This window comes from Neobacillus sp. YX16 (assembly GCF_030123505.1).
GTDB lineage: Bacteria > Bacillota > Bacilli > Bacillales > Cytobacillaceae > Neobacillus.
Genome location: NZ_CP126115.1, coordinates 6,022,409 through 6,035,109, shown reverse-complemented (window position 1 = coordinate 6,035,109; position 12,701 = coordinate 6,022,409). Strand labels below are relative to the sequence as shown.

Annotated in this window: 13 protein-coding genes; 12 read left to right on the top strand and 1 reads right to left on the bottom strand. The window is 43.3% G+C overall.

Going from position 1 to position 12,701, the window contains the following annotated elements; translation table 11 throughout:
• The first annotated feature begins 41 nt into the window (after nucleotides 1–41).
• On the top strand, nucleotides 42–896 hold the full coding sequence (locus QNH48_RS29455) for a PfkB family carbohydrate kinase (protein ID WP_283955915.1): 855 nt from the start codon (nucleotides 42–44) through the stop codon (nucleotides 894–896).
• Nucleotides 897–1,106: 210 nt separating this feature from the next.
• On the opposite strand, the gene QNH48_RS29450 is transcribed toward QNH48_RS29455, so the two are convergent.
• Nucleotides 1,107–2,093: an SIS domain-containing protein gene (locus tag QNH48_RS29450; RefSeq protein ID WP_283953165.1), complete on the bottom strand. Its 987-nt coding sequence runs from the start codon at nucleotides 2,091–2,093 to the stop codon at nucleotides 1,107–1,109.
• Nucleotides 2,094–2,289: 196 nt separating this feature from the next.
• Between QNH48_RS29450 and QNH48_RS29445 the strand changes: the two genes are divergently transcribed.
• The 11 genes from QNH48_RS29445 to nuoK all read left to right on the top strand — a co-directional run bounded on the left by QNH48_RS29445 (nucleotide 2,290) and on the right by nuoK (nucleotide 12,575).
• Nucleotides 2,290–3,129: a sugar phosphate isomerase/epimerase family protein gene (locus QNH48_RS29445; protein WP_283953164.1), complete on the top strand. Its 840-nt coding sequence runs from the start codon at nucleotides 2,290–2,292 to the stop codon at nucleotides 3,127–3,129.
• Nucleotides 3,130–3,247: 118 nt separating this feature from the next.
• Nucleotides 3,248–3,967 (top strand): GntR family transcriptional regulator, encoded by a 720-nt coding sequence (locus QNH48_RS29440; RefSeq protein ID WP_283953163.1) that lies wholly within the window; start codon nucleotides 3,248–3,250, stop codon nucleotides 3,965–3,967.
• A 59-nt stretch (nucleotides 3,968–4,026) separates the two neighbouring features.
• Nucleotides 4,027–4,860 carry a YitT family protein gene (locus QNH48_RS29435; RefSeq protein WP_283953162.1) on the top strand — a complete coding sequence of 278 codons (834 nt, stop codon included), beginning with the start codon at nucleotides 4,027–4,029 and terminating at the stop codon, nucleotides 4,858–4,860.
• A 1,696-nt stretch (nucleotides 4,861–6,556) separates the two neighbouring features.
• Nucleotides 6,557–6,931: an NADH-quinone oxidoreductase subunit A gene (locus QNH48_RS29430; protein WP_283953161.1), complete on the top strand. Its 375-nt coding sequence runs from the start codon at nucleotides 6,557–6,559 to the stop codon at nucleotides 6,929–6,931.
• On the top strand, nucleotides 6,922–7,434 hold the full coding sequence (locus tag QNH48_RS29425) for a NuoB/complex I 20 kDa subunit family protein (protein ID WP_133369727.1): 513 nt from the start codon (nucleotides 6,922–6,924) through the stop codon (nucleotides 7,432–7,434). The genes QNH48_RS29430 and QNH48_RS29425 overlap by 10 nt, the downstream gene beginning before the upstream one ends.
• A gap of 3 nt (nucleotides 7,435–7,437) precedes the next feature.
• Nucleotides 7,438–8,919, top strand: a complete 1,482-nt coding sequence (locus QNH48_RS29420; protein ID WP_283953160.1) for an NADH-quinone oxidoreductase subunit C — start codon at nucleotides 7,438–7,440, stop codon at nucleotides 8,917–8,919.
• Between the two features lie 3 nt (nucleotides 8,920–8,922).
• A complete protein-coding gene (locus tag QNH48_RS29415; RefSeq protein ID WP_133369725.1) occupies nucleotides 8,923–10,023 on the top strand; it encodes an NADH-quinone oxidoreductase subunit D in 1,101 nt (366 codons plus the stop codon).
• The gene (nuoH, locus tag QNH48_RS29410; RefSeq protein WP_095247553.1) at nucleotides 10,023–11,027 is read left to right on the top strand and encodes an NADH-quinone oxidoreductase subunit NuoH; all 1,005 of its coding nucleotides are present in this window, start codon (nucleotides 10,023–10,025) and stop codon (nucleotides 11,025–11,027) included. The genes QNH48_RS29415 and nuoH overlap by 1 nt, the downstream gene beginning before the upstream one ends.
• Before the next feature lie 302 nt (nucleotides 11,028–11,329).
• A complete protein-coding gene (gene nuoI, locus QNH48_RS29405; protein ID WP_063255622.1) occupies nucleotides 11,330–11,749 on the top strand; it encodes an NADH-quinone oxidoreductase subunit NuoI in 420 nt (139 codons plus the stop codon).
• Nucleotides 11,746–12,264, top strand: a complete 519-nt coding sequence (locus tag QNH48_RS29400) for an NADH-quinone oxidoreductase subunit J (protein WP_133369724.1) — start codon at nucleotides 11,746–11,748, stop codon at nucleotides 12,262–12,264. Before nuoI ends, QNH48_RS29400 begins: the two co-directional genes overlap by 4 nt.
• Nucleotides 12,261–12,575 carry an NADH-quinone oxidoreductase subunit NuoK gene (gene nuoK, locus QNH48_RS29395; RefSeq protein ID WP_045518735.1) on the top strand — a complete coding sequence of 105 codons (315 nt, stop codon included), beginning with the start codon at nucleotides 12,261–12,263 and terminating at the stop codon, nucleotides 12,573–12,575. Before QNH48_RS29400 ends, nuoK begins: the two co-directional genes overlap by 4 nt.
• Nucleotides 12,576–12,701: the final 126 nt, after the last annotated feature.

The following is a 12,701-nucleotide window of genomic DNA, read 5'->3' as shown; positions in this document are numbered from 1 at the left end:
AAGATACAATAAACTTATTGTATCTTTCTCTTATTCAATTTATTGGGAGGGTTTTGAGGATGAGGCTGATAGCAGTTGGAGATAATGTAGTGGATTATTACGATGATCGCCAGGAGATGTTCCCAGGCGGAAACGCGTTAAATGTAGCAGTCTTTTGGAAATGCTACGGGATCGAGGAGGTTGCTTACATAGGCATCATCGGGAACGATGAAGAAGGCGAGCATATTATCAACTCGCTGCAGGAAGAAGATATCGATGTTTCCCAGGTGCGCCGTGCGTTTGGACCATCAGGGGAGGCAGTTGTCTCTTTGGATGAGCATGGTGACCGGATTTTTGTCGGCTCTAATAAAGGCGGCATTCAAAAGCACCTGAAATTAAATTTTACAAAAGAAGACCTAGAGAGTATTGGCACCTATTCGCTGCTCCATACAAGTGTATTTAGCCATATCGAAAAAGAACTGCCCATATTAAAAAAGTACATTAATATCTCATTTGATTTTTCAACCATCCGCGATGAAGATTATTTGCACCTTGTCTGCCCGCATGTGAAGTTCGCGATCTTCTCTGGTGGAGATTTATCGGCTGCGGAATGCGAAGCTTTGATACAAAAGGTTCATGAAGCAGGTACACCAAATGTGATTGTTACGAGAGGTTCTGAGGGGTCGCTATTCTCCGATGGAAGCCAGGTGTTTAAACAAGGAATTGTCAAGACCGATGTGGTGGATACACTAGGCGCAGGAGATACCTTTGTGGCTGTGTTCTTAAAGGAATACATCGTAAATGGCAATGCGCAGGAAGCGATGGAAAAGGGTGCGGGTGCGGCAGCCGAAACCTGTCAGCGATTTGGCGCCTTTGGCCACGGCAAGAAGCGAGCGAGGAAAATTGTGCTTTGTTAGTATTAATATAGAAGAGACCTGATCTTTTGTAGAGCAGGTTCTTTTTTATGGGTTATAGGCTACAGTGAAGCGATTATAAGGATTTTGGGCTTCATGGACCGTTCATGAGACCTATTTTAAGAATGTGCTGATAGTTTTGGGCCTCATGCCCTTAATATAATCTAGGACATAACAAAAGCTCCTGAGTTGAAACTCGAGGAGCTCTTGTTATTAGTATTCTACTTTCCACATATAACGTCTTTTTGACAGCGGGTGGTTGCGGGCTTCCGCCAATTGTTCTGCGTATCGGCGCAGCACGTTGTTTAATACCAGCGGTGCGATGTAGCCCTTTAGCTCTTCGTCGACACCTGTAAGGTCAAGATCCTTGGCGTCTAATACAACCAATTTCTCGCCGTACTTTTTCGAGAAGTCTAAAGCTCTTTCGTCTAGTGGACGTGTTTCATCTAAGCCTAGAAGGATAATGAATGGTACATCTTTATCAATAATTTCAAATGGTCCATGGAAGTATTCACCTGCGTGAATGGCATTAGAGTGGATCCACTGCATTTCCATTAGGATACAAATCGCGTAAGAATAAGCAATTCCATAGTTTGCTCCGCTTGCCATAGTGTAAATAACTTTTTCGTCCTTGTATTCCTGGCCGAATTGGATAGCCTGATCTTTATATTGTACATCTGATTTTTCAAATACGGCTTGAAGGTTCGTTAGGCTGTTGATTACTTTATCAAACTTGTCATTTCCTTCTAACACATTTAGGATGCCAAATGTTAATTGATAAAGCAGTCCTAAGTTGGTATTAAAGGCAACAGATTCGGTACCCCATTCGTATTTAACGACAAATTCACTTTCCTGTGCTAAAGGTGAGGTTGGTTGGTTTGTATATCCAACAGTTAAAGCGCCCTTTTGGCGGGCAAATGTTGCAGCAGCGACGGTTTCAGGTGTTGTACCAGACATCGAGCAAAGGACAACAAGTGAGTTTTCGCCAAGTTTTCTAGGATTTCGATGAATGAATTCATTGGAACTATAAACGTCGGAGGTAAGGTTTTTTGCCTCGCGGTCCAGTATGTACTTGTTTGGGTTCATAATCGCAGAGGAACCACCGCAAGCTACAAAATATACGTGGTTAATTGTACGTCCTTTCAATGCCTCTAATACATTTTTGACCTGTGGATCTACAACTACTTGTGAATTTACCATTCATGTTTCCTCCTTAAAGTCTTTTTGGAAGGTTTAAAATATAATATAACATTATATAACATTATATTAATTCACGCCTTTTTAATTGTCAATCTTTTTAGAACATTTAATTTATTAAATTATACCACATTGACATATAACGTAATATGATGTTATATTAACTTTAATATTTTGCTGTTTAGGGGAAGGGGTTGGAATGATGGCTAAAATTACGATGGATCAGGTAGCTGGGATGAATTTTCATTATAAGCACTACCCGTTGGAGTACTTTCTAAATTCTATGGTTCGCTATGAATGCAAAAATATCGAATTATGGGGTGCATCTCCTCATTTTTATGTGAATGATTTGAGTCTCCACGAAATTCGAAATATAAAAAAAGAGATTAATAGAAGAGATTTATCCATAGTCTGTTTCACACCCGAGCAGTGTGTGTACCCAATCAATCTCGCTGCGAAAGAAGACCGTCTTCGTGAGAAAAGTATTCAATATTTTATCAAATCAGCGGAGGCTGCTAAGGAATTAGGTGCACCTATGGTTTTAGTGACTCCGGGGTGGAGCTATGAAAATGAGGAACCGGACGAAGCTTGGAAAAGAACTAGAGATTCATTGGAAAGGTTATCAACCGTTGCATCTGATTTAGACTTAACCCTTGCATTTGAACCTTTAACGAGAGTAGAATCCAATTTGGTTTTTGATTCTAAATCCTTAAAAAGGATGTTAGATGAAGTCAACTCTCCAAACCTAAAAGGAATGATAGATACGATTCCAATGGCGTTAGCAGATGAGGATTTTGAGAACTACTTTAGTTTATTAGGAGAGGATTTAGTTCATATTCACTTTATAGATGGTAAGCCAGAAGGTCATTTGGTCTGGGGAGACGGCGTTTTACCGTTGGAGACATACATCCATCAATTAAATGAAATTGGTTATAAAGGCTTTCTAACTTTAGAATATACTTCCTATCAATATGTGCGAAATCCAGATGAAGCGATGGAACGGTCTTTGAAGGTCCTTTCAAGTGTGATAGATGGGTAAAACAAATTGATAGTGTGTAATAAAAGCTATATACTTAGTAGTACGAAGGATAAAGCAGGTAATATATCGAATGCTGATGTAAGCCTTTACTTTATCAAATATTAGGCAGGTGGAATATATGTTAAAGCAGGATGACCAAGTTCCTTTATACATCCAATTGAAAGAATCAATTCGCGGCTCTATTGTTAATGGTCATTTAAAATTTGGAGACAAGATTCCAACTGAATTAGAGTTGAGTGAAGAGTATAAAATTAGTAGAATTACCGTTAGAAAAGCGATTCTTGAGTTGGTAGAAGAAGGTTATCTGGTGAAAAAGCAAGGCAAGGGTACCTTTGTAAACAAGCGGAAAATTGAGAGGAAAATTGTTCATTTTCTAAGCTTTAGTGATGCCTGCAAGGCAAATGGCTTGATACCTAGCAGTAAAGTGATTAAGAAGGAAATCATCCAGCCAACCCCAAGAGATCAAAAGCTGCTTCAACTTGATGATGGAGATGCTCTTCTATTTATTCAACGGGTCAGATATGCCAGTGATTCACCGATTATGCTCGAGAATAACTATTTTTCTTATAAAGAGTTTCATCCTTTATTAAATGAAGATTTGGATGCGTCAGTCTATCAAGTTTTGGAAGAAAAGTTGAATGTAAAACCAACTGATGCTGGTGAAACTTCCTTGGAGATTGTCAGGGCTGGTGAAGAAGAAATTCAACTGTTAAACGTTGCGAGCGGAGAACCCTTGTTTTATATGGAAACCACGGTATTTGACGAAAATGGCAAGCCGGTTCACATCGGAAAGCAGTATATTGTTGGAGAAAGTTATAAATTTATTTTAAAGCAATAGGGCGGTTAAACATTGACAGACATGGATAACTGAAATTTTTCATGAGGAAGTAGATCACAATGTGGAAAACAATCAAAGAATGTCTGTACATTTTATTTGGTGGACTCATTTTTTCAGTAGGTATCAACTACTTTACGATCCCAAACCTGTTGTCAGAGGGCGGCATTATTGGTCTTACTGTAATCGCACATTATCTATTTGACTTGTCCCCAGGAATGGTAAATTTCGTCCTCAATACTGTGCTGGTGTTGATCGGATATAAATTTTTAGAAAAAAGATCGATTATTTATACGTTATTTTCTATCTTTTCTTGTTCTCTTTTTATGTATATCACGGAGGAGACTGGTAAAAGGATAACGGATGATCCACTATTAGCGTCAATCTTTGCTGGACTTTTGGTTGGCGGAGGCTTAGGGATTATTTTCCGTGCGGGTGGCACTTCGGGTGGCACCACAATTGTGGCAAAATTGGCGAATCAATTTTTAGGCTGGAGCATGGGAAAGGGTATTTTACTGATTGATATCATCGTAGTAGCTGGTTCTGTTTTTATCATTGGACTAGTCAAAGCGATGTATACCCTCATTGCCGTTTATATCGGTGCCAAGGTCATAGACTTTATTGTAGATGGACTCGAGGAAAAGGTGGCAGTTTTCATTATTTCGAATTCACCACAATTGGTGCTGCATAGGGTTACGAATAAAATGTCCAGGGGTATTACCGTACTAGAAGGGCGAGGCGGTTATACTGGGGATAATAAGGAAGTTCTATACATTGTGATTAGCCGGCAAGAGGTCGTTCGGTTGAAAAATATGATAAGTGAAATTGACGAGCAGGCCTATGTCACAGTCCATCATGTTCAGGAAGTGATTGGGAAGGGATATAAGGCGAGCTGAGTGGGGCAGAGCGGACTCTGTCCTTTTTTGTTGTGTGGAATGGTTTGGCACGTAAGGCGTGGATTTGGGTAATAGAAAAGGGAAATGACGATGGCCAGTCTTGCGACTGGCTTTTTTGGTGTTTAGTGGGGGTGTGGAATTGGTTAGGTAGGTAAACAAAGGGTTTTGGCTGGTGAGCTGCGGAAAAAGGCAGGTAAGGGGGTAAATTATGCAGGTAGGGGAGGGGGAATGGCAGGTAAGAAGTGGCGGGGAATATATTATGTGCGGTTTTAATTGAAAAAGGGTGATTTGAAGGGTATTTATGGGGGAAGAAATGATGATGGCCAGTCTTGCGACTGGCCTTTTTGGTGTTTAGTGGGGGTGTAGAATTGGTTAGGCAGGTAAACAAAGGGTTTTGGCTGGTAGCTGCGGAAAAAGGCAGGTAAGGGAGTAAATTATGCAGGTAGGGGAGGGGGAATGGCAGGTAAGAGGTGGTGGGGAAAATGTTATGTGCAGTTTTAATTGAAAAAGGGTGATTTGAAGAGTATTTAAGAGGGAGGAAAATACGATGGCCAGTCTTGCGACTGGCTTTTTCGGAGGTTGGTAGGGTTGTAGAATTGGTTAGGCAGGTAAACAAAGGGTTTTGGCTGGTAGCTGCGGAAAAAGGCAGGTAAGGGAGTAAATTATGCAGGTAGGGGAGGGGGAATGGCAGGTAAGAGGTGGTGGGGAATATGTTATGTGCAGTTTTAATTGAAAAAGGGTGATTTGAAGAGTATTTAAGAGGGAGGAAAATACGATGGCCAGTCTTGCGACTGGCTTTTTTAGAGGTTGGTAGGGTTGTAGAATTAGTTAGGCAGGTAAACAAAGGGTTTTGGCAGGTAGCTGCGGAAAAAAGCAGGTAAGAGAGTAAATAGGCAGATAGGGTGAAAGAAATGGCAGGTAAGAGGTTGAGGGAAGTACATACATTAGTGACAATAATTGAAAATGGGGTATTTAAGGATGTTTAGGAGGTAGGTAATGACGATGGCCAGTTTTACGAATGCCTTTTATGGGAAATTAGTAGGATGTTGATTATATTTATTCCTTTTTAATAGAAAGTTTTGAATGATTTGGTTTATTGTGAATATGATGGTGGTGATGGATTGTACATGTATGCTGGGATTTAGTATGTTTTGTTTTTCTTTTTGTATAGATGCGTACTTTTTTGGTGAAGTTTTTATGACAATTCTCACTGACAATAGTGAATTTTTGTTGTTAAATGTCGATATAGGGAACAATCTGTGGCTCTTGCGAGCTTAATACTAGGCACGTCATCTTCCGCTCCGCTTCAGATCACGTGCATGAGGTTCAAGGTTTTACAATTCGCTCTTGCGTCATCTCTGAAGTGATTTCAGGGAGCCTTTTCTGCGAGATCACGCAAACGCTCAGGGGGGTGGGGCCCTTGTGTCGCAAAACCAGGCTGCGAACAAAATTGGAAATTCTTTCGCCATGTGCTAACGCACATTGCGCTTCAGCTATCGCTGAAGCTTTGCAAAACTGCCCAATCCAAGGCGATTTTGCGAGCGAGCTCACAATCGCTTGGATTGGGCAGTTTTGCGGCGATAGAATTTCCAATTTTAATGGGGTGGTGTTGTCGACACAGGTTTGTAACAATGCTATAATGTTATCGGTTACAAGTTTCATTTGTATGAAAATTTTCAACATTGGAGGGATGGACTTGGAACTTTTGAATTTATATCAGAATAATTATCTGATAGTTTTTGTGTTCCTCTGTCTTGGGGTGCTGCTGCCGTTGGTGGCTTTATTTTTGGGTAAGCTTCTGCGTCCTCATAAGCCGAGTGTCGAGAAGTATACCACATATGAGAGCGGTATTGATCCATTTCACGATTCCCGTGTACAGTTCAATGTCCGCTATTATATTTTTGCCCTTATGTTTGTTATTTTTGATGTAGAGACTGTATTTTTATATCCTTGGGCGGTTGCCTATGATAAGCTGGGGATTTTTGCGTTAATTGAGATGTTAATTTTCGTAATTATGCTGTTAATTGGCTTAATCTACGCTTGGAAGAAGAAGGTGCTACGATGGACTTAAAACTAGATGACCTTTCACCACAGGAAATGAAAGAGTTAGAACGAAATGTGTTTTTTGCGACGCTAGAGCAAATTAAGGCTTGGGCACGAAGTAATTCTTTGTGGCCGATGACTTTTGGTCTGGCTTGTTGTGCGATTGAAATGATGGGTACTGGTGGGGCTAACTATGACCTTGACCGGTTTGGGACCATTTTCCGTACGTCGCCAAGGCAATCGGATTGCATGATTGTGTCTGGTACGGTTACGAAGAAGATGGCGCCAATTGTTCGCCGTTTGTATGATCAAATGCCAGAGCCGAAATGGGTTATTGCGATGGGATCTTGTGCAACTGCAGGTGGACCGTATGTGAAGTCTTATGCCGTTGTAAAGGGTGTCGATCAAATCGTCCCTGTTGATGTTTATATCCCTGGATGTCCGCCAAACCCGGCCGCATTAATTTATGGAATAAATAAATTAAAGGAAAAGATTCGCTATGAGGCGAAGACTGGGAAGAAGGTGATCTAACCGATGAGCGGGGAAAAGGATCTCGATCAATTAAAAAGAGAAGCGGCTGAGAAAGCGAAGGCGGCAGCGTTAGCGAAGCGTCAAGCGAAGGAAGCCGGTGAAGGTGCTCCAAAGCAGGAGGACAAACCTTCTGAACAAGCGCTTAGTCAGGACACGCAGCCAGCGCAAACAGCGGGAACGCCTGCTGAGGATGGTGCGGACCTAGCGAAGAAAAAGGCAGCGGCAGCAGCGAAGGCTAAAGCGGCTGCACTAGCAAAGAAGAAGCGCGAAGGTATTGTAGAGGAAGAAGCTCCTGCTCCGGTTGAAACGACACCAGCTTCAGCTGAAACGAGCGATGATGGAGACGATCTTGCTAAGAAAAAGGCAGCGGCGGTAGCGAAAGCAAAAGCGGCTGCAGCAGCGAAGCGTAAAGCGATGGAGTTAGCAGGAGATTCTGCGCCAGCTGAAGAAGCACCAGTGACAGCTGAAACGAGCGATGATGGAGACGATCTTGCTAAGAAAAAGGCAGCGGCGGTAGCGAAAGCAAAAGCGGCTGCAGCAGCCAAGCGTAAAGCGATGGAGTTAGCGGGAGAATCAGCACCAGCCGAAGAAACACCAGCAGCTGAAACGACGAGCGATGATGGTGATGACCTTGCTAAGAAAAAGGCAGCAGCGGTAGCAAAAGCAAAGGCAGCGGCGGCAGCCAAACGCAAGGCAATGGAGCTTGCGGGTGAAGGTGCACCAGCTGATGAACCAGCAGGAGATGACGCTAAGGCGAAAGCGGCAGCTGCAGCGAAGGCCAAAGCAGCGGCGGCGGCGAAAGCAAAGGCGGCGGCAGCGGCAGCGGCAAAAGCGAAGGCAGCTGGTACCGGTGACGCAGACACTGCGGCGGGCAGCGATGATGAAAAAGCCAAAGCGAAAGCGGCAGCAGTAGCGAAAGCAAAAGCAGCGGCAGCAGCAAAGGCCAAAGCAGCAGGCGCAGCAAAAGGCGGCGACGTATCGCCTGCCGATACGGCCGAGCAGCCATCACCAAATCAGCCTTTCTTAGACAAGTACAGGAAGGTTATTGAAGAAAACTTAGGCTCAGATGTTTTAGAAGATTCTTATATTAATAAATTATCTAAAGACGTTCCGACACTTGTTGCGAAGAAAGATACATATTTCAAGGTAGCTCAATTTTTAAAATATAATGAGCTCCTAGGGTTCGATTATCTATCTGAGCTGCATGGAACAGATTTTGTTACACATATGGAAGTGTATGTTCACTTATTCTCATACAAAAATCGCCAATCCGTGGCGTTAAAAGTGAAGATTGACCGCGATGAACCAACAATCGAGTCCTTGCAGCCAATTTGGGCAGGAGCCAACTGGCCTGAATGCGAAGCTTATGATTTACTAGGAATTAAGTTTACCGGACATCCGAATTTACATCGGATTATGCTAGGAGAAGATTGGGTTGGCCATCCACTGCGTAAAGATTATGAACCGTATGATGTGGAGGTATAGCCAATGATCAGAACAGAAGAAATGCTGCTTAACGTCGGTCCTCAGCATCCTAGTACGCACGGAGTATTCCGGCTTGTCGTCAAAATCGATGGGGAAATCATTACTGAGGCAACTCCTGTCATCGGTTATTTACACCGCGGAACAGAAAAGCTGGCCGAGGACCTGCAATACACCCAGATTATCCCGTACACCGACCGGATGGACTATTTGTCTGCGATGACAAACAACTATGTCATCTGTCATGCCGTCGAAACGATGATGGGAATCCAAATTCCGGAACGTGCCGACTTTTTACGTGTAATGGCGATGGAATTAGGGCGTATCGCGAGTCACCTGGTTGCATGGGGAACATACATCCTCGACCTTGGGGCGACAAGTCCGTTCATCTATGCGTTCCGTGACCGTGAAATGATTATCAATATGCTTAACGAATTATCAGGTGCACGCTTGACCTTTAATTATATGCGTGTTGGCGGGGTAAAGTGGGACGCTCCAGAAGGCTGGGTTGACGGGGTAAGAGAATTTGTTCCTTATTTGCGCGAACAGCTGAAAGGCTATCATGACCTTGTATCTGGAAATGAAATCTTTTTAGACCGTGTAAAAGGAGTTGGCGTTTATTCAAAAGAAGAGGCCATCAACTATTCACTCAGCGGTCCAAACCTTCGCAGTACCGGTGTCAAATGGGACCTTCGTAAAGATGAGCCATATTCAATTTATGACCGCTTTGAATTTAGCACTGTCACAAGGGACGAAGGAGATTGCCTAGCACGTTACCATGTACGCCTTGAAGAAATCGAAGAATCCTTGAAAATCCTTGAGCAGGCATGTGAACAATTCCCTGCTGAAGGTGAAATAATGGCCAAAGTGCCAAAAATCATCAAAGCACCAAAAGGGGAAGCATTTGTAAGAATTGAATCTCCACGTGGAGAAATCGGCTGCTATATCTCAAGTGACGGTAAAAAAGAACCGTATCGCTTGAAGTTTAGAAGACCTTCATTCTATAATCTGCAAATTCTCCCTAAATTATTAGTAGGCGAAAACATTGCAAACTTGATTGCGATTTTAGGGGCAGTTGACATTGTCCTTGGGGAGGTGGACGGCTAATGGTAGAAGAGTTGCTCCAATCAAGTCCAGGCTTGATGAACTTTGGAATCTTCTTTTTACTCGCAGTTGTCTTACTATTAGTAGTCTTAGGTTTCGTAACCTATGCGATATTAGCAGAGCGAAAGGTTTTAGGATACATGCAGGCCCGTCACGGCCCAAACCAGCTCGGCGGTAAGTGGGGATTATTGCAAACCGTAGCAGACGTTCTTAAACTCTTACTAAAAGAAGACGTTATTCCAAAGGCAGCCGACAGGCCGTTATTTATCATTGCGCCAATCATTGCCTTTACTCCAGCCTTTATGGTCCTCGCGACCATCCCGTTTACAGACAAATTTCAATTTGCTGATATCGGGGTTGGCTTGCTCTATTATATTGCTGTTTCCGGAATGACGATATTCGGAATGGTTCTCGGCGGCTGGGCATCCAACAATAAATATGCGCTCCTAGGGGGCATGCGTGCAGGCGCACAGATGATCTCCTACGAAATTCCGCTGGTTATGTCCGTTTTAGGTGTCATCCTACTAACGGGAAGCTTGAATTTAACGGATATCGTTGTACAGCAGGAGCATGGCTGGTTCATTCTTTATCAGCCAATCGCTTTTATCGTGTTTTTCATCGCATCAATTGCAGAATTAAACCGGACACCCTTTGACCTTCCTGAATCAGAGAACGAACTGGTTGCCGGATACTTTGTTGAGTACTCAGGATTCCGCTGGGCATTCTTCATGCTCACAGAATACGTGTACATGTTTGCGATGTCATCACTAATCACCGTCATCTTCTTAGGCGGATGGCTGCCACCGCTGGATATCTTAGGATTTATCCCTGGCGCCGTATGGTTTGCACTCAAATTCAGCGTCGTTGTCTTTGTATACATGTGGCTGCGTGCAACACTACCACGCTTTAGAATCGACCGATTAATGGAATTCGCGTGGAAAGTGCTATTCCCAGTCGCATTAGCGAACATATTCTTAACAGCGCTAATCAAAACATTATTTTTCTAAGGCTATTAGAAAATGCTGTGTTAAAGGATACTGTTGATTTTAGAACCTGTTGATTGGAGCGGAAGGCGCTTGACTCCTGCGGGATGAACGAGCTGAGTGAGACCCCGCAGGAGCGAAGCTGTAAGCAGGCTCACGGGCGAGCCCGCGGAAAGCATAGCACCTGGAGCGCAAATCAACAGCCTAGTTTAACACAGGCTTTGATAAAGGGACCCTTTAGGGCGTTCGCACTTGGGTGAGCCCTTGAAGAAGTTTAATAAACGATGTCAGAAAGCAATTTTTAAAATGAAAAAGGGGTGAAAAACGTGCTTGGATTTACAAAAGGCTTGAAATATACCCTAAAACAGCTAACAAAAGAAAAGGTAACCTATAACTATCCAGATGAGCCGCTTCCGCTTCCGGACCGCTTCCGCGGGATTCAAAAGTTCTATCCGGAAAAGTGTATCGTGTGCAATCAATGCATGAACATTTGCCCGACAGAATGTATTAATTTAACGGGTAAAAAACATCCGGATCCGACGAAAAAAGGGAAAATCATTGATACCTATGATATCAATTTCGAGATTTGTATCCTATGTGACCTCTGTACGGAGGTTTGCCCAACCGAAGCGATTGTGATGACCAATAACTTTGAGTTAGCGTCCTACAGCCGTGATATGTTATTTAAAAACCTTGAATGGTTAGATGAGAACGACGAAAACGTACGGCAGGTGAATAAACCATGACAATATCAGGCGAGTTTATCGCATTTATGGGCCTCGCCCTAGTCGCTATCATTGGCGGCGTCCTGTTATTGAACCTTACCAAAGTCGTGCATATGGTCGTTGCCCTCATATTTACGTTTGTCAGCATTGCCGGTATTTACGTGCTGCTGTCAGCTGAATTTGTCGCAGCGGTTCAAATCCTGATTTATTCCGGTGCGATCACGATTATCATGTTATTCGGGATTATGTTAACGAAGCATGATGATGAAGGGGAAACAACCACAGGCAAAGGAAGAAAGTTCTTTTTATTCCTAGGTGTACTCGGCTTTGCAGTGGCTGTCTACATTGGAATCTATGATTTCAATGTGGTGCAGGTCCCAACGGACTTACACGTGGACAATACCATGAAAATAGGGGAAGCCCTTTACTCTAAATGGGTAATCCCGTTTGAATTAACTTCTGTTTTACTATTAGTCGCACTTGTTGGAGCGATTGTTCTGGCGAAGAAAGACGAGAAGGAGGGTGACAAGGAATGAGTTCAGTTCCTGCTTCAGCCTTCCTGGCACTCGCACTGATTTTATTCTGTATCGGGTTATACGGGGCATTGACCAAAAGAAACACCGTCATCGTCCTCATCTCCATCGAACTCATGCTGAATGCCGTCAATATTAACCTGGTAACCTTCAGCAAATACGGTGTGGCTCCGTCCATCACCGGCCAAATCTTCGCATTGTTCACGATTAGCGTAGCCGCTGCAGAAGCAGCCGTCGGTCTGGCAATCTTGATAGCCCTATACCGCAACCGCAAAACCGTCAACATCGACGATATGGACACAATGAAAAACTAGTTAATGGTAGGTTGAAATTTTTTTAGATACTGCGGTGCCTGTCACCACAGAAAGACACTGTCCGTCTCAGGTGGACAAATTGGTAATATTTGGTGTGTGACCTCGGTGGACAGTGTCCACTGGTGA